24 protein-coding genes and 1 pseudogene are annotated in these 25,002 nt (G+C 71.5%); 17 read left to right on the forward strand and 8 right to left on the reverse strand.

The genetic code is table 11. The annotated features are described in order from the left end of the window. Positions 1 to 76 precede the first annotated feature (76 nt). Positions 77 to 1,327: a C45 family peptidase gene (locus tag O7543_RS22145; RefSeq protein WP_281552081.1), complete on the forward strand. Its 1,251-nt coding sequence runs from the start codon at positions 77 to 79 to the stop codon at positions 1,325 to 1,327. On the opposite strand, the gene O7543_RS22150 is transcribed toward O7543_RS22145, so the two are convergent. From O7543_RS22150 to acs, 3 genes are all read right to left on the reverse strand, one after another. Further along, positions 1,317 to 1,826 (reverse strand): hypothetical protein, encoded by a 510-nt coding sequence (locus O7543_RS22150; protein ID WP_281552080.1) that lies wholly within the window; start codon positions 1,824 to 1,826, stop codon positions 1,317 to 1,319. The two genes, O7543_RS22145 and O7543_RS22150, sit on opposite strands and share 11 nt — an antisense overlap. Positions 1,827 to 1,891: 65 nt before the next feature. Further along, on the reverse strand, positions 1,892 to 4,270 hold the full coding sequence (locus O7543_RS22155; RefSeq protein ID WP_281555746.1) for an immune inhibitor A domain-containing protein: 2,379 nt from the start codon (positions 4,268 to 4,270) through the stop codon (positions 1,892 to 1,894). A gap of 336 nt (positions 4,271 to 4,606) precedes the next feature. Then, positions 4,607 to 6,571 carry an acetate--CoA ligase gene (gene acs / locus O7543_RS22160; protein WP_281552079.1) on the reverse strand — a complete coding sequence of 655 codons (1,965 nt, stop codon included), beginning with the start codon at positions 6,569 to 6,571 and terminating at the stop codon, positions 4,607 to 4,609. 157 nt (positions 6,572 to 6,728) lie between these two features. Between acs and O7543_RS22165 the strand changes: the two genes are divergently transcribed. Then, positions 6,729 to 7,532, forward strand: coding sequence for an oxidoreductase (locus O7543_RS22165; protein WP_281567200.1), 804 nt, complete (start codon positions 6,729 to 6,731; stop codon positions 7,530 to 7,532). A 140-nt stretch (positions 7,533 to 7,672) separates the two neighbouring features. Here O7543_RS22165 and O7543_RS22170 read toward each other — a convergent pair whose 3' ends face one another. Continuing rightward, positions 7,673 to 8,473, reverse strand: coding sequence for an HAD-IB family hydrolase (locus O7543_RS22170; RefSeq protein WP_123604345.1), 801 nt, complete (start codon positions 8,471 to 8,473; stop codon positions 7,673 to 7,675). Between the two features lie 529 nt (positions 8,474 to 9,002). Between O7543_RS22170 and ssd the strand changes: the two genes are divergently transcribed. Both ssd and O7543_RS22180 read left to right on the forward strand, forming a co-directional pair. Next, positions 9,003 to 10,094, forward strand: a complete 1,092-nt coding sequence (gene ssd / locus O7543_RS22175) for a septum site-determining protein Ssd (protein ID WP_281552077.1) — start codon at positions 9,003 to 9,005, stop codon at positions 10,092 to 10,094. 422 nt (positions 10,095 to 10,516) lie between these two features. Continuing rightward, positions 10,517 to 10,831: a helix-turn-helix transcriptional regulator gene (locus O7543_RS22180; protein WP_281552076.1), complete on the forward strand. Its 315-nt coding sequence runs from the start codon at positions 10,517 to 10,519 to the stop codon at positions 10,829 to 10,831. A 67-nt stretch (positions 10,832 to 10,898) separates the two neighbouring features. Here the strand turns inward: O7543_RS22180 and O7543_RS22185 are convergent, their stop codons facing one another. Continuing rightward, a complete protein-coding gene (locus O7543_RS22185; RefSeq protein ID WP_281555745.1) occupies positions 10,899 to 11,078 on the reverse strand; it encodes a DUF397 domain-containing protein in 180 nt (59 codons plus the stop codon). 24 nt (positions 11,079 to 11,102) lie between these two features. Continuing rightward, positions 11,103 to 11,978, reverse strand: a complete 876-nt coding sequence (locus tag O7543_RS22190) for a helix-turn-helix transcriptional regulator (RefSeq protein ID WP_281552075.1) — start codon at positions 11,976 to 11,978, stop codon at positions 11,103 to 11,105. Between the two features lie 386 nt (positions 11,979 to 12,364). On the opposite strand from O7543_RS22190, the gene O7543_RS22195 reads away from it, so the two are divergent. The 8 genes and pseudogenes from O7543_RS22195 to O7543_RS22230 form a co-directional block, all read left to right on the forward strand. Further along, entirely contained in the window at positions 12,365 to 12,583 is a 219-nt protein-coding gene (locus O7543_RS22195) for a hypothetical protein (RefSeq protein WP_281552074.1), read from the forward strand. Then, on the forward strand, positions 12,583 to 12,765 hold the full coding sequence (locus O7543_RS22200) for a hypothetical protein (RefSeq protein WP_281552073.1): 183 nt from the start codon (positions 12,583 to 12,585) through the stop codon (positions 12,763 to 12,765). Before O7543_RS22195 ends, O7543_RS22200 begins: the two co-directional genes overlap by 1 nt. Before the next feature lie 280 nt (positions 12,766 to 13,045). Further along, positions 13,046 to 14,296 carry a TadA family conjugal transfer-associated ATPase gene (locus O7543_RS22205; protein ID WP_281552072.1) on the forward strand — a complete coding sequence of 417 codons (1,251 nt, stop codon included), beginning with the start codon at positions 13,046 to 13,048 and terminating at the stop codon, positions 14,294 to 14,296. Continuing rightward, entirely contained in the window at positions 14,293 to 15,132 is an 840-nt protein-coding gene (locus tag O7543_RS22210; RefSeq protein ID WP_281552071.1) for a hypothetical protein, read from the forward strand. The genes O7543_RS22205 and O7543_RS22210 overlap by 4 nt, the downstream gene beginning before the upstream one ends. Continuing rightward, positions 15,132 to 15,833, forward strand: a complete 702-nt coding sequence (locus O7543_RS22215; protein WP_281552070.1) for a type II secretion system F family protein — start codon at positions 15,132 to 15,134, stop codon at positions 15,831 to 15,833. Before O7543_RS22210 ends, O7543_RS22215 begins: the two co-directional genes overlap by 1 nt. A gap of 137 nt (positions 15,834 to 15,970) precedes the next feature. Then, the gene (locus O7543_RS22220; RefSeq protein ID WP_233606454.1) at positions 15,971 to 16,099 is read left to right on the forward strand and encodes a DUF4244 domain-containing protein; all 129 of its coding nucleotides are present in this window, start codon (positions 15,971 to 15,973) and stop codon (positions 16,097 to 16,099) included. Continuing rightward, positions 16,096 to 16,551 carry a TadE family type IV pilus minor pilin gene (locus O7543_RS22225; protein ID WP_281552069.1) on the forward strand — a complete coding sequence of 152 codons (456 nt, stop codon included), beginning with the start codon at positions 16,096 to 16,098 and terminating at the stop codon, positions 16,549 to 16,551. The genes O7543_RS22220 and O7543_RS22225 overlap by 4 nt, the downstream gene beginning before the upstream one ends. A gap of 110 nt (positions 16,552 to 16,661) precedes the next feature. Further along, a pseudogene (locus O7543_RS22230) lies at positions 16,662 to 16,868 on the forward strand (Rv3654c family TadE-like protein); the annotation flags it as partial. Between the two features lie 108 nt (positions 16,869 to 16,976). Here the strand turns inward: O7543_RS22230 and O7543_RS22235 are convergent. Both O7543_RS22235 and O7543_RS22240 read right to left on the reverse strand, forming a co-directional pair. Further along, on the reverse strand, positions 16,977 to 17,189 hold the full coding sequence (locus O7543_RS22235) for a hypothetical protein (protein WP_281552068.1): 213 nt from the start codon (positions 17,187 to 17,189) through the stop codon (positions 16,977 to 16,979). A gap of 100 nt (positions 17,190 to 17,289) precedes the next feature. Continuing rightward, the gene (locus O7543_RS22240; protein WP_348650035.1) at positions 17,290 to 19,785 is read right to left on the reverse strand and encodes a DEAD/DEAH box helicase; all 2,496 of its coding nucleotides are present in this window, start codon (positions 19,783 to 19,785) and stop codon (positions 17,290 to 17,292) included. A 153-nt stretch (positions 19,786 to 19,938) separates the two neighbouring features. On the opposite strand from O7543_RS22240, the gene O7543_RS22245 reads away from it, so the two are divergent. From O7543_RS22245 to O7543_RS22265, 5 genes are all read left to right on the forward strand, one after another. After that, positions 19,939 to 20,310, forward strand: coding sequence for an STAS domain-containing protein (locus O7543_RS22245; RefSeq protein ID WP_278173350.1), 372 nt, complete (start codon positions 19,939 to 19,941; stop codon positions 20,308 to 20,310). Next, positions 20,307 to 20,744 carry an ATP-binding protein gene (locus tag O7543_RS22250; protein ID WP_278173352.1) on the forward strand — a complete coding sequence of 146 codons (438 nt, stop codon included), beginning with the start codon at positions 20,307 to 20,309 and terminating at the stop codon, positions 20,742 to 20,744. The genes O7543_RS22245 and O7543_RS22250 overlap by 4 nt, the downstream gene beginning before the upstream one ends. A 261-nt stretch (positions 20,745 to 21,005) precedes the next feature. After that, positions 21,006 to 23,399, forward strand: coding sequence for a sodium-translocating pyrophosphatase (locus O7543_RS22255; protein ID WP_281552066.1), 2,394 nt, complete (start codon positions 21,006 to 21,008; stop codon positions 23,397 to 23,399). 114 nt (positions 23,400 to 23,513) lie between these two features. Further along, a complete protein-coding gene (locus O7543_RS22260) occupies positions 23,514 to 24,059 on the forward strand; it encodes a hypothetical protein (protein ID WP_281552065.1) in 546 nt (181 codons plus the stop codon). After that, positions 24,050 to 24,775, forward strand: a complete 726-nt coding sequence (locus O7543_RS22265; RefSeq protein ID WP_281552064.1) for a hypothetical protein — start codon at positions 24,050 to 24,052, stop codon at positions 24,773 to 24,775. Before O7543_RS22260 ends, O7543_RS22265 begins: the two co-directional genes overlap by 10 nt. Positions 24,776 to 25,002 lie beyond the last annotated feature (227 nt).

A 25,002-nucleotide genomic window follows, 5' to 3' on the forward strand; every position in this document is an offset into this window, starting at 1 on the left:
CTCCGGGTGTCCACCGGGGGTGGCTGACTTCCGCTGCTGGCGGCGGGACCCGACCGGGCGGCGATACCGTTGCCGGATGGCCGACGATGCTGCCGGACCCGATCCGGGCAACGCCCCACCGCCACCCGTCCCGTTGATCAACGTCGCCGGGCCGCCGGCCGAGTACGGCGCCGGCTACGGTGCGGCGGCGGCGTCGGTGATCGCCCGCAACATCGAGCACTACCTGCGGCGGTTCCGCGACGAGGCCGGGTTGAGCAGGTCGGCGGTACGGATCGCCGGCGGCACCTTCCGCAACGCGAGCCGGGCGGCCCACCCGAGGATCGTCGAGGCGCTCGACGCGGTGGCCGGCGGAGCAGGGGTGCACGTCGACGAGGTCTACGCGCTGAACGCCCGTACCGAACTGCTGTACGGCACCGGGCGGACGGCGGCCGACCCGCCGCCAAGCGACCCCACCGATACCGAACCCACCGATCCCGACCTGGGCTCCGGCTCCGGCCGTGACGTCGGTCCGGACGGTTCGGCCGGCGGCTGTACGGCAGCCGGGGTACTCGGCTCGCGGACCGCCGACGGCCATCTGCTGCTCGGGCAGAACTGGGACTGGCATCCCGACCAGCGGGACACGATGGTGCTGCTGCGGACCACGGACGAGCGAGGGCTGACCGTGCTCACCCTCACCGAGGCGGGCATGCTCGCCAAGGCCGGGCTGAACTCGGCAGGGCTGGGAGTCTGCATCAACATGCTCGGCAGCGACCGGGACGGGCTGGCGCCGGGCCGATCGCCCGGGGTGCCGTACCACGTGCTGCTACGCGCGGTGCTGGAAGCCGGCAGCCTCGGCCAGGCGACCCGGGTGGCCTTCCGTACCCCCCGAAACGCGTCGATCAACCTGCTGCTCGGCCAGGCCGGCCCGGCCGGTGGGGAACTGCTCGACTTGGAGGTGGTCCCCGGCGACGTCGGGTGGACCCACCCGGTGGACGGGGTGCTCACCCACGCGAACCACCTGGAGACGGCCCTGCCGGTGCGGGACACGGCGAAGAACCTCGGCGGCTCGTCGATGTTCCGGGCGGCGCGGGCCCGCCGGCTACTGGCCGAACGGGCGGCCGGTGCGCCGTTGACCCTCGCCGACCTGGCCGACGTGTTCCATGATCATCTGGGCTTGCCGCTGGCGATCTGTCGGCATCTCGACGAGCGGGACGCACCGGCGGACCAGGCGGAGACGGTCTACTCGGTGCTGATCGATCTGGACGCCCGCCGGCTGGGGCTGGCCGCCGGCCCGCCGTGCCAGCACGACTACCACTGGCTGGAGCTGGCCGACGGCGTCACCGGATGACCTCCGCCCGGATCAGCTGCCAGTGCTGGCCCGGCCCGCAGTAGATCCGGATCCGCAGCGGAGCCATCTTCACCCGGATCCGGGTGTGCTGGGTGAGTGTGGTGCCGTCGTCGCCGTACAGCGCGTGTTCGGTCCCGTCGTCGGTGACCAGCCCGTAGCAGGGTCCGGTGCCACCCCGGGTCACCGTGCCGACCAGCCAGTCGCCGGTGATCAGGTCGGACGGGGTTTTCGGGGGTGTCCCGGGTCGGGGCAGTGTCGGCGGTTCGGTCCGGGACAGGCCCGGAGTCTCGGACGGGATCGGTGTCGCCGGTTCGTTGGATCCGGTCTGCGGGGCATCCGGCCCGTCGGTTCCGCTCTGCGAGGCGTCCGGGGTCGCCGGCATCGGTGCTCCTGACGTGGGATCGCCACCGCAACCGGCGACGGCGATCAGCGCCACGCCGGTCAGCATGGCGGCGACGGCCCGGAGGGCTGACTGTCGGATCAGCTTCGGTACTGCCATGCCGGTTGGACGCTGCCCGGCCGGCCGGAGTTCCACCGGCCGGCCGGGACCGCGTCACCGCCGGGTCAGGAGACCCGGATCTTCATCGTGGTGCCGTCCACCGACACCACCCGGATCTTCACGCCGACCGCGGGCAGCTTCACCCCGTGGTTGGGCAGTTCCTCGTAGAAGTACTTCCGGGTGTCGTTGAACAGCGGCTGCGCCGCCTGGCCGCGTACCCAGTGCGGTTCGCCGTTGATGTGCAGGGTGAACCCGTCGGCCTTCTCGAGGCTGAACGGCGCGTCGTACACCTGGACCCGGGCCCGCCACGGCGCGCCGGTCAGGTTGTACATCGGCCGCGGCCGCGAGTCAATGTACAGGTTGCGCCCCTCACCCGGGTGCACGTTGGTGTTGTTGTCGACCTGGGAGGTGTCCCAGTAGGAGATGAGCAGACCCTCCTGGTACGGGTAGTGGTCCACCATGTCGGGCTTGGTGTCGGCGTACCCGAAGTAGTACGGGCCGGTCTCCAGGTAGCGGTCGTACGAGACGTACGAGCGGTGCCCGGCGATGTAGTAGTTGTCGTAGTCGGCGGTCACGCTGGCCCCGACGGTGGTCCAACCGTCGAGGTCCCAGCCACCGGCACCCTCGGCACCGTCGGTGAAGATCGGTGCGCCGTCGGCGGTCACGGTCATCTCGTCGCCGAAGAAGCCGCCGTACGCCACCGCGCCGTCGGTGCGGTAGAGCAGCCGGACCAGTACGGCGTCCCCGGCGTACGCGTCCAGCGGCACGTTGATGTCGACCCACTGGCCACCGGTCGAGCTGTCGATCGCCGGGGTGCCGCTGCCGTCGGTGCCGTACGGGACACCGTTGACGGTGCCTTCGAGGGAGGTCCAGCTCGCCCCACCGTCGGCCGACGCCTGGAAGTACAGGTAGTCGTAGTCGTCCTCGATGTCGTAACGCGCCTTCATCGACAGTGCGGCGGTCGAGGCACCGGCGAGGTCGAACTCACGGGTCATCGTGTTGCTCATGTCGTCCTCGTTGCCGGAGAAGTACTGCATCTCACCGGCGTACGGCTCGCCGAGCTCGGTGGTGACCTCCTTCTTCGGCAGCACGACGATGACCGCCTGGGCCCGCTTGGTGTTGTACTCCTGTGGACCCAGGTGCAGGGTGCGTTTCTGCCCGGCCACCACCACCTCGTAGTCCAACCAGCCGAGCTGCAGCTTGTTCCAGGCACCGAGGTCACCGGGGCGCTCACCGATCCCGCCGTCAGTGGCGGCACCGAGGCGGCTCTGCGCCATCAGCGTCCAGTGCTCGTTGTTGTTGTCACCGCCGCCGGAGGTGTCGTAATCGTCCGGCAGGCCCAGATCGTGGCCGTACTCGTGGACGAAGACGCTCAGTCCGCCGTTCTCCGGCTGGATGGTGTAGTCGCCGATCCACAGCCCGCTGTCGCCGATCTGGGTGCCACCGGCGGGGTTCTGCGCCGGGCCGGTCAGCCCGATGTCGGTGGCGAAGGCGTACCAGCGGTGGCTCCAGATCGCGTCCTCACCCTGCCACGGGTCACGGTCGGCCTGGTCGCCACCGGCGTGCACGATCTGGAAGTGGTCGATGTAGCCGTCGGCCTCGTTGAAGTCGCCGTCACCGTCGAAGTCGTACCGGTCCCACTTGTCGAACTCACGCAGCTCGGCGGCGATCTCCTCGTCGGTGCGGCCGAGCGCCTGCTGGTCGGCAACCCACTGGTTGGCGGCATCGCGCAGCAGCTGCCAGACGTTGCTGCAGACGTTGCCACCGCAGAGGTCCCGGCCGTACCGGGCCTCGTTGTAGCGGACCTTGACCCAGTCGGTGACGGTGCCCTCGACGCTGTACCGCCCGGAGGACTGGGTCTCGTAGTAGGTCCTGACCGACTCGACGCCTTCACCGGCGCCGAAGTAGAGGTCCCGGTAGTGCTCGGGGGAGTAGTCGGCCTGCCAGATGGTGGTGTTGTCGACCGTCCGGTCCGGCTCGGGGATTTCGTTGTGCAGCGGTCCGTCGAACCGGGCCGGGCCGTCCCAGTCCGGGTTGCTGTCCACGTCGGGGTAGGCCGGGTGCCGTTCGTTGCCGAACTCCGCCAGGATCACGAAGATCCGGTCGGTGGTCTCCCGCTCCAACTCGACGTACTGGTCCTTGCCGGACCCGGCGCCGCCACGGGCGGCCCGGCCGGCGACGCCGGTGCCCGACGTCTCACCGACCTTCGCGACGGTGCTCGCACCGCGCCGTTCCGGGGTGAGCCGGCCACTGACCACTTCGCTCACTGCTCGTTCGCGCAGCTCACGACGCTTCTCGCCGAGCGGGTTGGGTAGGTCGTCGAGGCTCGGGGTTTCGGCCCGGGAAGGAGCCGCCACCGGTGTGTCCACCGATGGTGCGGCCATCGCCGTCGCGGGTAGAGCAAAGCCCATGCCCGAGGCGAGCGACACGGTGAGCATCCCCACCATGACTTTGCGCACCTGGTTACCTCCGGTTCGGGGGAATCGACGCCGCCACTTGGGTGAGGGCGGCACGATCTCCGGACGATGTGGCCCCCGTCGTTGGGGCCACCGTGAACCTAGTCACCCGAGGGAACCTCTGTGAAGGTCAATGCGTCGATTTGTTTCACGCTCCCGGCTGGATCGCCCTGATATGTCACAACGATCACGCCGTGAAAAGTGGCCGGCCCGGCCGCCGAAGCGACCGGACCGGCCACGAGCTGTTCACGTCGGCGGTACGCCGGGCCGCACCACCACCGGTGGTCCGCCGGGCCGCACCACCACCACCATTGGCGGCGGACGTCAGCCGTCGTCGGACTTGCCACCCTGCATGCCGGAGGAGATCAGCTCCATCACGGTGGAGTCCTGCAGCGTGGTCACGTCGCCGAGCGACCGGTTCTCGGCCACGTCCCGCAGCAACCGGCGCATGATCTTGCCGGAGCGGGTCTTCGGCAGCTCCGGCACCAGCATGATCTGGCGGGGCTTGGCGATCGGCCCGAGCGTACGCGCCACATGGTTGCGCAGCTCCTGGATCAGCGCCTCGCCGGCCTCGCCCGCGATGTCCGCGCTGCCGCGCGGGATGGTGAACGCGACGATGGCCTGACCGGTGGTCGGGTCGGTGGCGCCGACCACGGCGGCCTCCGCCACCGACGGGTGCGACACCAGCGCCGACTCCACCTCGGTGGTGGAGATGTTGTGCCCGGAAACCAGCATCACGTCGTCCACCCGACCGAGCAGCCAGACGTGCCCGTCGGCGTCCTTCTTGGCCCCGTCACCGGCGAAGTACATCTTGTCGAACCGGGACCAGTAGGTGTCGATGAACCGCTGGTCGTCGCCCCAGATGGTGCGCAGCATCGACGGCCACGGCTCGCGTAGCACCAGGTAACCGCCGCCGCCGTCGGGCACCGACTCGGCCTGGTCGTCGACCACGTCGGCGCTGATCCCGGGCAGCGGGGTCATCGCGCTGCCCGGCTTGGTGGCGGTCACCCCGGGCAACGGCGAGATCATGATCGAGCCCGTCTCGGTCTGCCACCAGGTGTCCACGATAGGACACCGGCCCCCGCCGATGTGTTCCCGGTACCACATCCAGGCCTCCGGGTTGATCGGCTCACCGACGCTGCCGAGCAGCCGCAGCGAACTGAGGTCGTACCCGGCCGGGATGTCCTCACCCCACTTCATCATGGTGCGGATCAGCGTCGGCGCGGTGTAGAGGATGCTCACCTTGTACTTCTGTACGAGCTCCCAGAACCGGCCCTTGTTCGGGGTGTCCGGGGTGCCCTCGTACATCAGCTGGGTTGCGCCGTTGGACAGCGGACCGTACACGATGTACGAGTGCCCGGTGACCCAGCCGATGTCGGCGGTGCACCAGTAGACGTCGGCCTCCGGCTTGAGGTCGAAGACCGCGTGATGGGTGTACGACGCCTGGGTGAGGTAGCCGCCGGTGGTGTGCAGGATGCCCTTGGGCTTGGCCGTGGTGCCGCTGGTGTAGAGGATGAACAGCGGCTGCTCGGCGTCGAACGGCTGCGCCTCGTGTTCGGTGCTCGCTTTCTCCACCGTCTCATGCCACCAGTGATCCTTGTCGGTCCAGGTGACCTCCTCGCCGGTCCGCCGGACCACCAGGACACGCTCCACCGACGGGCACTGGGCCACCGCCTCGTCGACGGTCGGCTTCAGGGCCGAGGGCTTGCCGCGCCGGTAGCCGCCGTCGGCGGTGATGATCACCTTGGCGCTGGCGTCCTGTACCCGGCCGGAGAGCGCGTCGACCGAGAAGCCGCCGAACACGACGTTGTGCGTCGCGCCGATCCGGGCGCAGGCCAGCATCGCGACCGCGGCCTCCGGGATCATCGGCAGGTAGATCGCCACCCGGTCACCCGCCGTCACACCGAGGTCGGTCAGCGCGTTCGCCGCCTGGCAGGTCATCCGGTGCAGGTCGGCGTAGGTGATGGTGCGGGTGTCGCCCGGCTCACCCTCCCAGTGGATGGCGACCCGGTCGCCGGCCCCGGCGGCGACGTGCCGGTCCAGACAGTTGTACGCGACGTTGAGCTGACCGCCGACGAACCACTTGGCGAACGGCGGGTTCGACCAGTCCAACACCTGGTCCCACTCCTTGGCCCAGTGCAGCCGGCGGGCCTGGTCCGCCCAGAAGCCGAGCCGGTCGGCGGCTGCCTCGTCGTACGCGGCCGCAGTGACGTTGGCCGCCCCGGCCAGCTCGGCGGGCGGCTCGAACCGGCGATTCTCCTGAAGTAGATTCTCCAGCGTTTCGCTCATGCGTGGGGCTCCTCACACGTCGCTTGACTTGCTCCGAGGTTAGTGTCGCCGTCCCGCCGGCACGAGACTTGGCGGATACCTGGGTGCCCATCGCGCGCCGAGCGGCCACACCGGCGCGGCGGGCGGTTCAGCTGGCCAAGCTTGTACCGTGTCGCTGATGACCGAGACCGACCCCCTGGCCCCGCTGCTCGACCTCGCCGACGTGGCACCCGCGCTGGACCGCGCCCGCGAGCAGGTCGACGCCGCGTTGCGGCACCGGGCGCTGCGCCGGCACGGCGGGGCGGTGGCGGCCGAGATCAGCCTCCGCTCGGCGGTGGCCAGTGCCGCGTTGGACGGGCACGACCATCCGGTCGCCGACGTACGCGCCGGGACGGTGACCGATCCGGTGGTGCAGGGGGCGCTGCGGGTGGCCGAGGCGGTTCCCACGCTGGCCGACCGCTGGCCCCGTACCCCCCGTCAGGTGCTGGCCCGGTTGCACGTGCTCGCCGCGCGCGGGCTGGTGCCGGCCGACCAGCTGGGTCGTCCGGTCGCCCGGCCTGACGTGACGCCGCAGTCGGGCGTGGCGCCGGGGCCGGATGTGGCGCCGGGGCCGGACGTGGCGCTACGGCTGGACGGGGTTTCCGCGCTGGTCGGCGGCGGCACCTCGGTGCCGGCGCTACTGCTGGCCGCCGTGGTGCACGCCGAGTTGCTCGCGTTGCGGCCGTTCGCCGGGCCGGGCGGCGTGGTGGCCCGGGCCGCCGCACGGCTCACCCTGGTCGCGGCTGGCACGGACCCGCGCGGCCTGCTCGCCGTCGAGGTCGGCCACCACGAGCGGCAACCCGAGTACGTGGGTTCAGCGGGCGCCTTCGCGACGGGTACGCCGGACGGTGTCCGTTCCTGGCTACGGCACTATCTGACCGCGGTCGAGCTGGGTGCCCAGGAGCTGGCCCGGGTCGCAGACGAGGTGCTCGCCAACGCCTGAGCCGCTACTGGCCGGGGCGCTGGTGCGAGCCTGTCGGGTCGGTCGTGCATCCTAGACCAAGATCAGGTGAGCGTCATGGACCTCACCGGTCGCTTGAGAGGTCCATCACGCTCACCTGATCTTGCTTGGCAGCTGCGCGGTCAGGCCGAGGCTGTCTTTGTCCGGCGGTGCCGGCCGTACCAGGCGATGCCGATCGCGACCCCGACCCCGACGCTCAACGCGGCGGCCGCCACCGGGACCGCCGGCCGCTCCCGCAACCTGCGGCCGAGCGGGATCGGGTGGCGGAAGGCGAGGACCGGCCAGCCCTGCTCGGTGGCGAGCTTGCGGAGCTGGCGGTCCGGGTTGACCACCGTCGGGTGCCCGACGCATTCGAGCATGGGTACGTCGGTGACCGAGTCGGAGTAGGCGTAGCACTCGGCAAGGTCGTACCCGCGCTGCTCAGCGAGCTCGGTGACGCCGGTAACCTTGGCGGCCCCAGCCGCGTAGAACTCGATTTCTCCGCTGTACCGGCCGTTCTCCACGGCCATCCGGGTGGCGATCACGTCGGTGACGCCGAGTAGTTCGCCGATCGGGCGTACCATCTCCTCGCCCGACGCGGAGACCAGCACCACGTCCCGACCGGCGTTCTGGTGCTCCTCGATCAGCGCCGCCGCCTCTGCGTAGACGTACGGGTTGATCAGCTCGTGCAACGTCTCCGCGACGATCTGGCGGACCTGCTCCACCTGCCAGCCCTTGCACAGCGCGGCCAGGTAGTCGCGGGTGCGGGCCATGGTCTGCTCGTCGGAGCCGCCGAGCCGGAACATCAGCTGGGCGTACGCCGACTTGACCACGTCCCGCCTGGTGATCAGCCCGTCGCGGTAGAACGGCCGGCCGAACGCCAAGGCGCTGGACTTGGCGATGACAGTCTTGTCGAGATCAAAAAAAGCGGCGCTGCGGCCCACGACGGTGCAGTCTAGCCGGAGCGGGACGTCGGCGACGGCCGGTGCGTCGTCGCCGGTCGGCGACGGGGATCCCCCGGGATCTGATCCGACGATCAGGAAGCTGAGTGGCCCAACCTGCGTCCCGTGCCGGCAGCGGTGCGACTCCCGGTGAAAACGCCACTCGACGGGTGGCGGTCTGCTCAGGCATGCTTGTCATGACACAGTTATCTTTCCGTCCCAGGCTTCATCCGGAAGACACTCGGCGGTTGCACCCCCCGTGACCGCTGAGCGGGTTCGGCTCGACCCCCCCGGAGCCGAACCCCAGGCGACCCCCGTCTCCCCCCGGCGGGGGTCGTCGCTATTCCAGGGCGCGTTCCAGCTTCCAGCGCTGTCCCGCCACCCGGTCCTCCTCACTTACCAGATCAGTTGACCGGCGCTGACGTTGTCCACAGGCGGTCCCGTTGTCCACAGGCAGCCCCGTCGAGGGAGCGCGGGCACCGGGGCGGCACCCACAGTTGCGGCATCCCCTCACCGACCGCAGGAGGTCCGGATGCCGCCGCGCACCAGTATCGCCGCACCCCGCCGGCTGCCACTGGTCGTCACCGCCGACGAACGACTGCTCGACGACCTGCTGCGCCTCGCGGCGCTCGCCGGCACCGACGTCGACCTGGCTGCCGACCCGGTCGCCGCCCGGTCCCGGCAGGCCGCCGCCCCGTTCGTCCTGGTCGGTGCCGACCAGGCGGACGCCTACCTGCGGGCCAGGATGCCCCGCCGACCCCGGCTGGTCCTGGTCGGCCGGGCCGACCAGGACCAGCCCTGGCAGGTCGCCGAGCTGCTCGGTGCCGAGCATGTCGCGATCCTGCCGGCGGCGGAGCCGTGGCTGGTCGACCGCCTCACCGACAACGGCGGCACCGACAAGCCGGCCGCAGCTGTCATCGGGGTGATCGGCGGCCGGGGCGGGGCCGGCGCCAGCGTGCTGGCCGGTGCCCTGTCGGTCACCGCCGCCCGGCTCGGGCTGCGCAGCCTGCTGGTCGACGCCGACCCGCTCGGCGGCGGCCTCGATCTGGTCCTCGGCTGGGAGCAGATCGACGGCCTACGCTGGCCGGCGCTCGCCGACAGCGACGGCCGGATCGACCCGTCGGCGCTGGCCGGCGCGCTGCCCTGCCGGGGCGACCTCGGGCTGCTCTCCTGGGACCGGGGCGAACCGCTACCGCTGCCCGCCGCCACGATGACCGCCGCCCTCGACGCGGCCCGGCGGGAGCGGGACGTGGTCGTCGTCGACCTGCCCCGCCGGCCCGACGAAGCAGCGATCGCCGCGATGCACGCCACCGACCGGGTGCTGGTGCTGGTCCCGGCCGAGTTGCGGGCCACGGCGGCGACCGCCCGGGTGATCACCGACATCCAACCGCACTGCACCGACCTGTCGCTGGTCGTGCGCGGGCCGGCCCCGGGCCGGCTGCGGGCCCGGGAGATCGGGCGGACCCTGGGGCTGCCGGTGACCGGGGTGCTGCAACCTGAGCCACGAGTCAGCCGAGGGCTGGAGCGCGGTGACGCTCCGGGTTCCTCGGGCCGGGGTCCGTTGGCCGAGTTGTGTCAGCGGGTCGTCGCCGGCCTGGTCGATCGCGCGGCGGCAGCGTCGTGACGGCGGGTTTGGTTGGTTCCGGCGCGGGTGACCGACGTTCGGCCTCCAGGCACCCGTCATTATCGCAATTCTGCTATACTTCTCAAGTATCGTGGCCGGTCTACTACCACCCCGGGGCGGAAGCTGAGTTGCGCGAGTTGCCCGCTGTCGAGCGGGTAGCGATCGGCCATGCAGTAGACAAATTGGTAGCAATCCGGGCCAAACCTGGGGTACCCGCACTCGAGCGACATCAAGACAGCTACCAGCCTCCGGGAGCTACGCCCACGAGCCGGCCGTAGTCGCTGGCGAGCCCTTTATCGCCAGGTCGGCAACGCCTACGTCCTCGGAGCCATCGCCCCCGAGGCCAGCGTCAACCCACGAGCCTTCCGGAAGGCAATCGCCACAGCAGAGAAGCGCATCGACGAAGTGAAGGGCGACGAGTGATGAACCTGTCCGATCTGAAGACCTCGGCCCAAGTCCACGACGAGCAGCGCCACGACCCAGAGTTTTGCTCGGAGTGGGACCGCACCGCGTTCGCCAACGACGTCGCGCTGCGAATCTTGCGCTACCGCCAGGAACATGGCCTCACCCAGGCGGGTCTTGCCCGCGAGGTCGGGATGACTCAGTCGGTGATCGCGCGCCTTGAGTCGGGCGATCAGCCTCCGTCGATCGCGACCCTGGTCAAGCTGTCGAAGGGCACAGGCATGGATTTCAATATCAAGGTCAGCGGCGGTGCTGTCGAGTTCATCGCAGCCTAAACAGCCGTCCTGACGCCAGCGTCTGCCCTGGTCCTGGTTGTGGGATCAGGGCAGACGCCAATCGGGGTCAGTGGTGGTCGAACTGGCCGAGCTTGATCCCCTGGACGAAGCCGGTCCAGGTATCGGCGGTGAACGACAGCACCGGTCCGGCCTGGTCCTTGCTGTCGCGGACCTGGGCGGCATGGTCGCTGCGCCGAGCTTCTACACAGTCACCGGAGGAACCAGACCGGGTGCTCTTGCGCCACACCGAGTCCACGTCATGCTCCTTCTGCTAGGTCGCCAGATCGCTGGCGATCCTAACCAAGGTATCGCGGGAGGCCGTTGGCGGCAGAGCCTCGGCGGCGAGCTGCTCAAACGCGGCCAAGTAAGCGGCAACCTCGGCCGGTTGCTCCAGGTAGAGCGCGCCGGTGAGGGTGCCGACGTAGACCAGCCGATCCTCGGCCGATTCAGGAAAGGGCTCGGGTATCGGCGGGAAGTCAAGGATGACGAAGCTGCCGTCGAAACCAGCGCCGGCCCCGAACGGCAGGATCTGAATCTGCACTCGGGTCCGGTCACACTCCGTGATCAAGCGGTCGAGCTGCGCCCGAAGCACACGCGGCCCGCCGACCATCCGCCGTACCGCTGCCTCGTCGAGGATCATCCGCAGAATCGGCTGGTCGTCTGTGCCCAGGATGGACTGCCGGTCCATCCGCAGCGCGACCTGTTGTTCGAGCTCACTGTCGCGCATCGGGATCGGCGCGCCCCGGAACGCCGCCCGTGCGTACTCCTCGGTCTGCAGAATGCCTGGAACCATCTGGCACTGGTAGGACCGGATGACCGACGCTTCGGACTCCATGCCGACGTAGGTCACGAACCACTCAGGTAGCACCTCGCTGTAGCGCTGCCACCAGCCGCGCTGCCGGGCTTGTCGGGCGACAGCGATAACAGCCTCAGCCTGCTCACCGGCGACGCCGTAGAGCCCAAGAAGCGCCCGCACGTCGTTCGGATGCGGCCGGACCTCGGCGGTTTCGATGCGGGACAGCCAACTCCCGTCATGATCGACCTGCCGGGCAGCCTCGGTCGACGAGAGACCTGCCTGCTCCCGCAGACGTCGGAGCGTCATAGCCAGCCGTCGTCGTTTGACTGTCGGGCTTTGTCGTGATGCCACAGACGCATCCTGCACTCCACCCGATTGCCGATCAAGCCCATGCCCAGCACAGATTGATCAACTCTCTGATGCGATCCGCATACTGCGGATTCCACTGACCCCTGCCATGGTGATAGGGCACATGTGGACGCCGACCGCATCACCGGTACGGCGAACAACGCGGTGCGCTCGACGCGGCACCGATGCTCTCGTTCTGTAGCGAGGAGGCAGCCTGTGGTCAGCTACGAGGCGTACGTCGTCGCAGTCGCAAGGACGCTGGCCAGGCGACACCGGCCGGTGTGGTCCTGGCGCAAGTGGCAGCAGGTCTGCCGGTGCGGGGCGGCGCTGCCCTGCCGGGCTCGGCACCGGATACCGATCAACCGGGGTCACTGGCCAGAGGAGGGCGCGTGAGCTTCCACACCCCGATCCAGCCGGCGTGGACCTGCGCGGGATGCGCGGATCCGTGGCCCTGTCACACCCGCCGTCAGGAACTGCTCGCGGAGTACGCGGGGGCGACGGTGTCGCTGTCGGTCTACATGGCGACGTGCCTGCTCGACGCGATGATCGACCTGGCCGACAACCGCAGCGGCTACCTGTACTGGCGATTCATGGGGTGGTGGCGCTGATGTCGGTCATCCGGCCCGGTGACGAGGACATGCACTTCGAGGACGGTTCGCACCGCTGGTACCCGTTTGATCCCGCCGACGACGACCAGCAGGCGTGGGAGGACCGGGTGCACGAGCACAAGCGCCAGCACCGTGAGGAGGAGCCGCGCCCCCGCAAGCGCTGGCCACGCCGCTCGATCTGACCCTGCCGGTTCATTGCCTACGCGGCCGCCGTAGCAGATCACCTCCGGCCGGGAGAAGTTATCCACAGGCAGGTCGGTTGTCCACAGCCTGCCTGATCGTCCAGGCGCGAACGCCGCGTCAGCGTCCACAGTTTCGGCATCGCTCCCCGAGCCGTAGGAGGGCTCAGATGCCGCCGCTGTACCCCGTCGCGATTCCCCGCACCTGCCCGCCGCTCGTCACCGCCGAGGCAAGACCTCGGCGTGACGTCGCGGGCCTGGTCGATCGTGCGGTGGTGGCGTCATGACGGCCGGGTCGGCCCGTACGGGCGGTTCCGTCGCGCCGGCCGGGTGGCCCGGTGGTGCGGGTGTCGACGAGGCGGTGGTGGCGGCCCGGGTGCGGGAGCGGTTCATCGCGGACGGCACGTCGGTGACGCCGGCCTCGGTGGTCGGTGCGGTGCGGGCCGAGCCGGGGGCGGCGTTGCGAGGTGACGCCGGGTTGTTGCGGCTGGCCGACCGGGTACACGGTGAGTTGGCCGGGGCGGGGCCGCTGTCGCCGTTGCTGGCCGACGCTCGGGTGACCGACGTTTTGGTGAACGGCACCCAGGTGTGGGTGGACCGGGGTGCCGGGTTGGAGCGGGCGGCCGTGGGCGTCGGTTCCGTGGACGAGGTGCGTCGGTTGGCGCAGCGGCTGGCGGCGGCCTGCGGGCGTCGGCTCGATGACGGATGCCCGTACGTCGATGCCCGGTTGCCGGACGGTACCCGGTTGCACGCGGTGTTGCCGCCGGTGGCGGCGACGGGGCCGTACCTGTCGTTGCGGACGTTCCGGCAGCGTCCGTTCCAGTTGGCCGAGCTGGTGGGCAACGGCATGGTCGACGGCCCAGTGGCGGAGCTGCTGCGGGCGGTGGTGGCGGGGCGGCTGGCGTACCTGATCACGGGCGGCACGGGGTCGGGCAAGACGACCTTGTTGAACACGTTGCTCGGGCTGGTGCCGGCCGACGAGCGGATCGTGATGGTGGAGGACGCGGCCGAGTTGCGGCCGGAGCATCCGCATGTGGTGACGTTGCAGGCACGGACAGCCAACGTCGAGGGGGTCGGGTCGGTCGGGCTCGGTGCGTTGGTCCGGCAGGCGTTGCGGATGCGGCCGGACCGGCTGGTCGTCGGCGAATGCCGGGGCGCTGAGGTCGTCGACCTGCTGGCCGCGCTCAACACCGGCCACGACGGCGGCGCGGGCACCCTGCACGCGAACGCGGCCAGCGACGTGCCGGCCCGGCTGGAGGCGTTGGGGCTGCTCGGTGGGCTGCCCCGCGCCGCGTTGCACGCGCAGATCGCCGCCGCCATCCAGGTGGTCGTCCAGCTGCGCCGGTTCGCCGGGCGGCGATTCGTCGACGCGATCTGTCTGCTCACCCCGCACGGGCCGGAGCGGCTGATCACGGTCACCCCCGCTTGGCGGCGCGGGGCCGGCCCGCAGCCGGCCGGCCCGGCCCTGGCCAGGTTGCTCATCGAACGCGGCGTACCGGTGCCGGCGGTGCTCGACAGCCGGGGGCCACGGTGAGCCGGCGACCCGGTACGTCGCACCGGCGTTGGCCGCGTCGGCTGCGCCGCCCGTGGGGTCGCCGCCGTCGGCTGCTGGCGGTGACCGGACCGACCCCGGTGCGCGTGTATGGCGATCCGGACTCGCCACCACCAGCCACCGTTCCGTTCAGCGTCCGGCTGTCGTCCCAGGCGCTGTGGTCCCGGGCACGGTGGCTCGGCAACGCCGCGCGCCGGCATCCGCGCCGTGCGCTGGTGGCCGTCGCCGGCACCGGCGGGCTCGCCGCCGGCTGGCTGGGCGGGCCGGTGGCGGCGGCGATCACCGCCGCGTACCTGGGGCTCGGCCTGCGTACGGCGGCGAACCGGGCCGCCGCGCAGGCCCGGCGGGACCGGCGGGTACGGCAGTTGGACGCGCTGGCCGCGCACGCCGCCGACCTGCGGGCCGGCCTGCCGGCAGGGCCGATGACGCTGCCGCAGCCGACGACGTTGCCGGGTCCGACGGCGGGCACCGCCGCCACCCGGCTTGCCGGCTTGTCGACCGCCGCCGTACGGCTTGCGGAGCGCACCGGTGCGCCGCTGGCCGACCTGATCGAACGCATCGAAGCCGACGCCCGAGCGTTCGACCGGTCGCGGGAGGCGGCCGCCGCGCAGGCCGCCGGTGCGCAGATGACGGCCTGGCTGCTGGCCGGGCTGCCCGCCGGCGGTCTGGCTCTCGGCTACAGCATCGGGGTGGACCCGGTGGCGGTGCTGTTGCGGACTCCGATCGGCGCGGCCTGCGCGCTCGCCGCCGTGGCCCTGCAGGTCGCCGGGCTGGTCTGGACCGAGCGGCTGAACCGGGCACCGGAGGCGACCAGCTGATGGCCGGCGTCCGCATGACGCTGCCGCCGGCGGTCCGCCCGGTCACGGCACTCGCCGCCCGCCGCCGGCTCGCCCGGCTCGGCGGCGATCCGCCAGCGGAGTCCGACCTGTCGCGGCTCGTCCGGCCGGTCGCGGCGCTTTCCGGTGTGGCGGTGCTGGTGATCGGCGGCAGCTGGCTCTCCGTGCCGCTGGCCGTCGCGACTGCTGTCGGTGTCGACCGGTCACTGCGCCGGATCGAGCCACCGTCGGTACGCCGTCGACGGCTGCGCGCGGCAGCCGACCTGCCGCTGGCCGCCGATCTGCTGGCGGCGGCGCTGCGCGCCGGAGCGCCGGTGGATCAGGCGATGGTCGCGGTGGCCGACGCGCTGGCCGGGCCGCTCGGTTCCCGGCTGAGCCGCGTGGCTCGGGCGCTGCGGCTCGGTGCCGAGCCGGCCGAGGCGTGGCGGCATCTCGACGCGGTGCCGGGCGGCGAGCGCCTGGCCGCCGCCGCGATCCGCTCTGCGGCCAGCGGCGCAGCCCTCGCCGGTGCCGCGACCAGGCTCGCCGACGATCTGCGGGCCGGTCGTTCGGCAGCGGCCGAGGCGGCGGCCCGGCGCGCCGGGGTGCTGATCGTGCTTCCCCTCGGGCTGTGTTTCCTGCCCGCCTTCATTCTCGCCGGTCTGGTGCCGGTGATCGTCGCCGTCCTCGGCGACGTCCTCTGAGGAAAGGAGTCATCATGCGGTCGACGAAGGTTCCGCCCGACGCGGCGGTGCCGACGACAGCGACGACGGTGTCCGGACGGCGGGCGGTCGGCCGGTGGCGCGGCCACCTGGTCGGCCGGTTGCGCGACGACGCGGGGATGAACACCGCCGAGTACGCCGTCGGCACCCTGGCCGCCGTCGCCTTCGCCGGGATCCTGCTCAAGGTGTTGACCAGCGAGGGTGTGCAGGCCGCCCTCGCCTCGGTCATCGATCGGGCGCTCGGGTGAGGCCGCGCCGGCAGGCCGGCGGTGACCGGGGCTCGTTCACCGCCGAGTTGGCCGCCGGTCTGCCGGCGCTGGTCCTGCTGCTGGCGGTCGGGCTGTCCGCCGTCAGCGCCGTGGTCACCAAGTCCGAGTGTCTCGACATGGCACGGTCGGTCGCGCTGGCCACCGCCCGGGGCGACCGTGACGCGGCAGCCCTGGCCGGGCCGCCGGGAGCGGAGGTCTCCGTGGTCGTCGACGGTGACCTGGTCACCGTCACGGTCCGGGCACCGCTGCGGGCGTTGGGCGCCCGGCTCGGGCCGGCGTCGGTCACCGCGTCCGTGACCGCCGCGGTCGAGCCCGGCGTCACCGGGACCGCTGCCGGCGCGACTGGAAACGCCGGCAGCAGCGGTTCCGTTACCGGCGGTGCCGTCGATGGCGGTGACGGCGCGGGATCGCCGCCGGAGCGTCACCGGTGACCGGCCGACGATGCCGCCGCCGGTTGCGCGGGCCCGGGGCCGACGCCGGGCAGCGCGGCAGCGCCAGCCTGTGGCTGCTCGCTGTCGGGTTGACGCTGGTCGCCGCCGGGATGGCCGGTGCGCTGATCGGTGCGGTCCGGCTCGCCCGGCAGCAGGCCTCGGTGGCCGCCGACCTGGCCGCCCTCGCCGGTGTCGCCCGGGTGTTCGCCGGCCAGGGCGTGGTCTGCGAGCGGGCGGCCGATGTGGCCGAACGCAACGGCGGGCGGTTGCGTGCGTGCACGGTCCACGGGATGGAGGTCGTGGTCACCGTCGAGGTGACGCCACTTCCGGCCACCGGCGTCGGTCGGCCGGTGAGTGCGACCGCCCGGGCCGGTCCGCTGCGGGCCGACCCGTGGGAGGGCGCCGACGCGCGGGCCGACCCCTGGTCAGCGGGTCGGGCCGTCGGCGGTGGAGGCGTGCATGGCCCAGCGGGATATCACCTGGTGGATGTTGTAGAGCCGCTGCTGGATCAGTTCGAGGCGTTCCGCCTGGGCCAGGGCCGCGTACGCCTGGGCCAGGGCGATCTGCTGGTCGACGGTGAGGTTCTGCGGGTCGATCGAGTAGAGCAGTTCGACGGTGTCGGCCACGGTGTCGGCCACGGCGTTCTCCTCCGGTGGCGTTCTGGAAGCGCTCCCACGTCTAATCTATCCAGATCAGGAGAAATTTATGCCAGTAGATCGCACATGGTCCGGTGCCGGATCAGTCAGCACTTTCCGGCAGGCTGGCCAGCACCACATCGAGCACCCGGACCGCGTCGGCCTTGCCCAGCGGGTTGTTGCCGTTGCCGCACTTCGGCGACTGCACGCAGGACGGGCAGCCGGTCTCGCAGCCACACGCGGCGATCAGGTCGCGGGTGGCTCCCAGCCAGGTCCGGGCCGCCTGGTAGGCACGTTCGGCGAACCCGGCTCCCCCGGGGTGGCCGTCGTAGACGAACACGGTCGGCGCCTCGGTGTCGGCGTGCGCGGCGGTGGAGAGTCCGCCGATGTCCCACCGGTCGCAGGTCGCGATCAACGGCAGCAGGCCGATCGCCGCGTGCTCGGCGGCGTGCAGCGCGCCGGGCACGTCCGCCGGCTCGACCCCGGCGGCGGCGAGCGCGGCCGGCGAAACGGTGAACCACACGGCGACGGTGCGCAACTGTCGGGCCGGCAGGTCCAGTGGCCGGGTGTCCAGCACCTCACCCGACCCGATCCGGCGCCGCTGGTAGGAGACGACCTGGCTGGTCACGTCGACGTCGCCGACGAACAGTCCGACCGGGCCGGCGTCGCGGTACTCGCGTACCGCCGCCACCGACAGCGAGGTGACCTCCCGGGCGTGGGTGGACCAGTCCGGCTCCTCGGCGTGCACCAGCGCGCACGCCCCGTCCAGATCGAGGTCGTCGACCACGTACGACACGCCCTGGTGCAGGTAGACCGCGCCTGGATGGATGAGGAAGTGCGACGAGCCGGGATCGACTGTGCCGAGCAGTCGACCGGTCGACGTCTCCACGACGTCGACCGGGGTGCCGCCCTCGCCACGCAGGTCGACCTCGGGCCGGCCGGCGGCGGTCCAGTACCAGCCGGTGGGGCGTCGCCGCAGCAGCCCGGCGGCGACCAGGTCGTCCAGCGTCTGCTTGACCGACGCGCCACCGAACAGTTCGACGTCGGCCGAGGTCAGCGCACCCTCTGCGGCAGCGCAGCACAGCTGCGGCCCGAGCACGTACGGGTTGGTCGGGTCGATCACCGTCGCCTCCACCGGCCGGCCGAAGACCGCCTCCGGGTGGTGCACCAGGTAGGTGTCGAGCGGGTCGTCCCGGGCGATCAGCACCGCCAGCGCCTCGCGTCCGGCGCGTCCGGCCCGCCCCGCCTGCTGCCACAGCGACGCCCGGGTGCCGGGATATCCGCAGATCAGCACCGCGTCCAGACCGACCAGGTCCACCCCGAGCTCGAGTGCGTTCGTCGAGGCCAGCCCGAGCAGTTCACCGGTGGTGAGCGCGCGCTCCAACGCCCGTCGCTCCTCGGCCAGGAAACCGGCCCGGTACGCCGCCACCCGGTTGCCGAGCCCGGGTGCTACCTCGTCCAGCGCCCGGCGCGCGCTGCTGGCCACCACCTCCGCCCCGCGCCGGGACCGGACGAACGCGAGCGTGCGTACCCCGGCGGCGACCGCGTCGGCGAGCAGGTCGGCGCTTTCGCGCAGCGCCGACCGCCGTACCGGGGTGAGGTCGTCGGTGTCGGCGCGGGCACCGGGCAGCAGTGGCGGCTCCCACAACGCGAAGGTCACCGCTCCGCGCGGCGCGCTGTCCTCGGTGACCGGCTCCACCGGCAGCCCGGTCAGCTGGCTGCCCGCCCGCGCCGGCTCTCCCGAGGTCGCCGAGGCCAGGATGAACACCGGCGTGCCGGACCCGGTGCCGGGTCGGGCTCCGGGCCCGAGGGTGGGCCGGCCGCCGGACCCGGCGCCGGGCCGGACCCGCTGGTACCGCTCGGTCTGGCGACGCAGTCGACGCAGTACGTGGGCCACGTGCGAGCCGAACACGCCCCGGTAGCTGTGGCACTCGTCGACGATGACGTAGGTCAGCCGGCGGAGGAAGTTCGACCAGGCTCCGTGCCGGGGCAAGATGCCTCGATGCAGCATGTCTGGATTTGTCAGCACAAAGCGGGCATGCTGTCGGATCCAGGCCCGCTCCGGCTGCGGGGTGTCGCCGTCGTAGCAGGCTGGCCGTACCCCGTCGAGTCCCAGATCGGCGACGGCGCGCAACTGGTCGGCGGCGAGAGCCTTCGTCGGGGCCAGGTACAGCACAGTGGCCCGAGGATCGGCCAGCAGACTCGCCAACGCCGGCAGCAGATACGCCAGCGACTTGCCCGAGCCGGTGCCGGTGGCGACGATGACGTGCCGGCCGGAATGGGCCAGTTCGGCCGCGTACGCCTGGTGCCGCCAGGGCTGCCGAACCCCGCGCGCGGTCAACACGTCCCGCAGTTCGGCGGGCACCCAGTCGGGCCACGGTGCGGTGGCACCGGGCCGCACCGGCAACCGCTCGACGTGGGTGACCGCAGCCGGGTACGGAGCCGGGTCCGCCCCTGCGACCGGGTACGGAGCCGCCGCAGTCGGCTGCTTCGGCGCGGCGCCGGTCTGACGCGGCAGTTCGCCGGCGGCGCCCCACCGACGCAGCAACCCCGCCGGGTCCGGACCCGGTCCGGGCGTTACGGTGGCGGGTGAGGTCACGTCTGCACTCTCGCACCGGGGTGCCGACGTCGGCATCCCGGGGTAGGTCTGTGGGATGCAGGGAGATCATCGACCGTGCGGAGTCGCGCGGCGCAACCGCGCCGTGCGGTGGTTAGATGCCATAGGCGTGCATCGCAGCCAAGGAGGGGACCGATGGAGCTGTCGCTGTCGACTCGCACCGTTGGCGAGTACACGGTGCTGGAGGTCGGCGGCGAAGTGGACGTCTATACAGCTCCCCGGCTGCGGGAGCGGTTGCTCGAGCTGATCGACGCCGGCAACCACAAGATCGTCGTTGATCTGCACCGGGTCGACTTTCTCGACTCCACCGGGCTCGGCGTGCTGGTCGGCGCGCTGAAGCGACTCCGCCCGGCCGGCGGCACCTTCGGGCTGGTCTGCGACAAGGAGTCCCTGTTGAAGATCTTCCGGATCACCGCGCTGGACCAGGTCTTCCCGATCTTCCCGACCGTACAGGCCGCCACCGGTGGAGAACCGGATGGCTCAGCTGGCGCAGCGCCGACGGCGTGATGGCCACCGTTCGCCTCTCGTTCTCCCCGGCGCCGGTGCACGTGCGCACCGCCCGCCTGGTCGGCGTCGCTGTCGCCCGCCGGGCCGGAGTGGCCGAGGAACTGCTCGACGAGGTCCGGCTGGCGATCGGTGAGGCCTGCACCCGGGCCGTCGCCCTGCACCGCCAGTACGGGCTGGCCGACCTGGTTCAGGTGGAGATGTCCGATGAGGAGACCTACACCGTACGGGTGATCGACCGTGCCCCGATCGAAGCCGGGCTCGGCCTGAGCGCCCTGCCGCCCGACGAGTTGGCCGACGAGTCGTTGACCGACGAGGCACTGACGGTCGGTGTCGGTTTCGCCCTGCTGGCCGGTTTCGTCGAGGACCTCCAGGTGCGGCCGGTCGACGAGGGCGTCGGAACCGAGGTGCGGATGGTCTGGCCGGTCGGCCGGTGAGACCCCCGTCGGCCCGGCCTACCAGCTGAAGATCAACCTCCGTCGTCACAACTGTCCGTTCCGCCTGCAGGAATGATCCACAACTCGGTGGGTGGACGGTGTGACCTGCCTTACCCGGTCCGGCTAGAGTACGCGGGTTATCACCAACTGTCCTGGCCCCACAAACCTGTGGGTGCCAGCAGACCTCGTTGCTCCCCGCGTGGAGTCGCCCCGCCGGTTCGTCCACCGACCGGGGCGAGCGTTCGGTACAGGAGGACACTGATGTCCGGGACCACCTTGGCCGCCGAAGGCGGCGGGCTGTCCCTTACCGGCACACACCTGACGTACGTCGTCATCGCCGCGGTCATCGCGCTGGTGGCGCTGGGTTTCGCCGCCGCCCTGGTACGGGCGGTACTGGCGACCGGTAAGGGCACCACGAACATGCAGGAGATCGCCGGCGCTGTGCAGGAAGGCGCGTCGGCGTACCTGTTCCGCCAGTTCAAAACCCTCGGCGTGTTCGTCGTACTCGCCGTCATACTGCTCTTCCTGCTCCCTGTGCACGAGACACAGGGCAGCGAGACGATGGTGAAGGTCGGTCGATCCGTCTTCTTCGTGGTGGGCGCGGTGTTCAGCGCGTTCATCGGCGGCGCCGGGATGGCGCTGGCCACCCGGGCGAACCTGCGGGTCGCCGCGGCGGCCGGCACCGGCGCCGGTGGCCGGGAGAACGCGATGAAGATCGCCTTCCGGACCGGCGGCGTGGTCGGCTTCCTCACGGTGGGCCTCGGCCTGTTCGGCGCGGCCCTGGTGGTCGTCCTCTACCGGGTCGACGCACCGACCGTGCTGGAGGGCTTCGGCTTCGGCGCGGCCCTGCTGGCCATGTTCATGCGGGTCGGCGGCGGCATCTTCACCAAGGCCGCCGACGTCGGTGCCGACCTGGTCGGCAAGGTCGAGCAGGGCATCCCGGAGGACGACGCCCGTAACCCGGCGACCATCGCCGACAACGTGGGCGACAACGTCGGTGACTGCGCCGGCATGGCCGCCGACCTGTTCGAGTCGTACGCGGTGACCCTGGTCGCCGCGCTGATTCTGGGCCGGGCCGCGTTCGGCGAGGAAGGCCTGGTCTTCCCGCTGATCGTCTCCACCATCGGTGCGGTGATCGCGCTGTTCGGCGTACTGATCACCCGACTGCGTCCGTCGGACCGTAACGGCATGGTGGCGATCAACCGGGCGTTCTTCACCTCGGCTGTGCTGGCCGCTGTGCTGGTCGCCGTCGCCGCCTTCTTCTACCTGCAGAGCAGCTGGACGGAGCTGCTCGGCGACGACTGGCGTACGCAGCTCGGCGTCGACGAGGGCGCCGACCTGCCGCTGTCCCCGGCCGGTCTGGCCATCGGCGCGGTGTTCATCGGCATCGTGCTGGCCGCCGCGATCCAGCTGCTCACCGGCTACTTCACCGAGGTGCACCGCCGCCCGGTGCAGGACATCGGCAAGAGCTCGCAGACCGGCGCGGCGACTGTCATCCTGGCTGGCATCAGCGTCGGCCTGGAGTCGGCGGTCTACTCGGCGCTGCTGGTCGGCGCGGGAGTGTTCGGGGCGTACCTGCTTGGTGGCGGCTCCATCACCCTGTCGCTGTTCGCCGTGGCGCTGGCCGGCACCGGCCTGCTCACCACGGTCGGCGTGATCGTGGCGATGGACACCTTCGGCCCGATCTCCGACAACGCGCAGGGCATCGCCGAGATGTCCGGTGACATCGACGAGGCCGGTGCCCGTACCCTCACCGAGCTGGACGCGGTCGGCAACACCACGAAGGCGATCACCAAGGGCATCGCGATCGCCACCGCCGTGCTCGCCGCGACGGCGCTGTTCGGCTCCTACACCGACACGGTCAGCATCGCGCTGAACGACGCCGGGATCGACGACGTGCCCGGCTACCTGGCCGACTCGCTCAACGTCGCGAACCCGGGCAACCTGGTCGGTCTGATCATCGGTGCCGCGGTGGTCTTCCTCTTCTCCGGGCTGGCCATCAACGCGGTGTCCCGCTCGGCCGGCGCCGTCGTGCTGGAGGTCCGCCGCCAGTTCCGCGACAACCCCGGCATCATGGAACGGACCCAACGGCCGGAGTACGGCAAGGTGGTCGACATCTGCACCCGCGACGCCCAGCGGGAACTGCTCACCCCGGGTCTGCTGGCGGTGCTGGCGCCGATCGCGGTCGGCTTCGGCCTCGGCGCCGGTGCGCTCGCCGCGTACCTGGCCGGCGCGATCGGCACCGGTGTGCTGATGGCGGTCTTCCTGGCCAACTCCGGCGGCGCCTGGGACAACGCCAAGAAGCTGGTGGAGGACGGCGCACACGGCGGCAAGGGTTCCGAGGCGCACGCCGCCACGGTCATCGGCGACACCGTCGGCGACCCGTTCAAGGACACCGCCGGCCCGGCGATCAACCCGCTGCTCAAGGTGATGAACCTGGTGGCCCTGCTGATCGCCCCCGCGGTGATCATGTGGGGCGTGGGCACCGACCAGAACGACCCGCTGCGCATCGCCATCGCGGTGCTGGCGACCCTGGTCGTGGTGGCCGCCGTGGTGTTCACCAAGCGCAAGCCGATGGCGATGGGGGAGGACGTCGACGGTGGTCCGGCCGGTGGCGGCAGCGCCGGGTCCGAATCGGAGCGGGTGAGCGTCTGACCGACCGGTGGCTCCGCCCGATCCCTGTGGACCGGGTGGAGCCACCGGCTTCGACGTACCGCCGACCGGTGGCGGGCCGTACGGCTGTCGTCACCGGTGCGTACGCTGCACAGCATGGGAGCGCGCCGCGTGGTGTCCACTGCCCGGATCGCAGTGCTGCTCACTGCCGTGGCGTTGACGCTGTCGGGCTGCGGTGGAGGACCCAGCCCGGTCGTCTGGGCGGCCGAGGTGTGCACCGCGCTGCGCCCGTGGCGGGCCGAGATCAGCAATCTGACCAGCAGCACCCAGCAGCAGATGACCGCGCAGACGACCCCGGCGCAGGCGCAGGAGAATTTGGTCCGGCTGCTGTCCGGCGCGGCCGCCGCGACCGAGACCGCCCGGGTCCGGGTGGTGGAGGCCGGGGTGCCCGACGCGGACCAGGGTGAGCAGGTGGCCAGCGGGTTCGCAGGCTCGCTCGGCGCGGTGCGCGACGCGTACGGCAAGGCCGAGGAGGGCATCGCCGGGCTGGACGCAACCGGACCGGCGGACAGCTTCTACGACGAGGTCGAGGCGGTGCTCGCCACCCTCACCGACGACTACCAGCGCAGCGCGCTGGACACCAGCTCACTGGATTCCGCGGAGCTCAACCGGGCCTTCGACGAGGTCCCGGAGTGTCGCTGACGCCGCCGACCGACTCCTCCGCCGGTGCCCTGACGCCCCGGCAGTTGTCGCTGTTCGGCGTGGCGGCGGCGGATCCGACGCCGGGCGACCTGGCGGGTCTGCTCGCCGGTCCGGGGCGGATCACCCGGATGGGCGGCACCGTACGGGTGTCGGTGGACGTCGAGCCGGCCTGGCGGGTGCACGTGCTGGTTGCCGAGTTCCGTCGGCGCGGGCTGGCGCCGAGTTGGCGTCAGCTGCCGGACGGCCGGCTGACGGTGCGGACGGCGTATACGGCGGTGCTGGCCCGGCTCGGCGCGGCCTGGCTGCATCCGCCGATGCCAGACGGACCGGACGCCGACCAGTTGGACACCAACCAACTGGAGGCCGACCAACCGGACGCCGACCAACCGGAGGCGGGGCCGGTGCGTGGCGAGGACGACCGCCTGGTCAAGCGGCCGCCGACCGGTTTCCACCTGGCCGGTCAGCGGCTGCGGCTGTGGGCGGCGGCGGCCGGTGCCAGGGACCCGCTCGGCTACCGGTTGCGGCTGGCCGAATCGGATTCAGACAACTGGCCCCAGGTGGGTGCCGCGCTCGCCGCGATCGGGCTGCCGGCGGTGCTGCTCGATGCCCGGTCCGGTGGTCCGGCGTACCGGATCGTGGGCCGACGCCGGCTGACGAGACTGGCCGAGCTGCTCGGCGACCGGCCCCCCGCCGCCCCCGAGGACGGCTGGGCGTGATGACACGATCGCTGTCTGATCGCTGACAGAACAGCCGGGACATCGACCGACGCCACCGGCGGCTGCGGTGCGGTGCGCCACGTCACGCCGGTTGGTGGGTGTACCGTGTCGCCGTTGGTGCGGTAGGAACGAGCTGGGTCGGCATCGGGTGGGCTGCCGGCCGGCTGTGGTGAACCAACCGGACGACCAACGCAAATCGGGCCGAAGGCTTGGGTGCGTGTGCTCCA

Source organism: Solwaraspora sp. WMMA2080, assembly GCF_027497395.1.
GTDB lineage: Bacteria > Actinomycetota > Actinomycetes > Mycobacteriales > Micromonosporaceae > Micromonospora_E.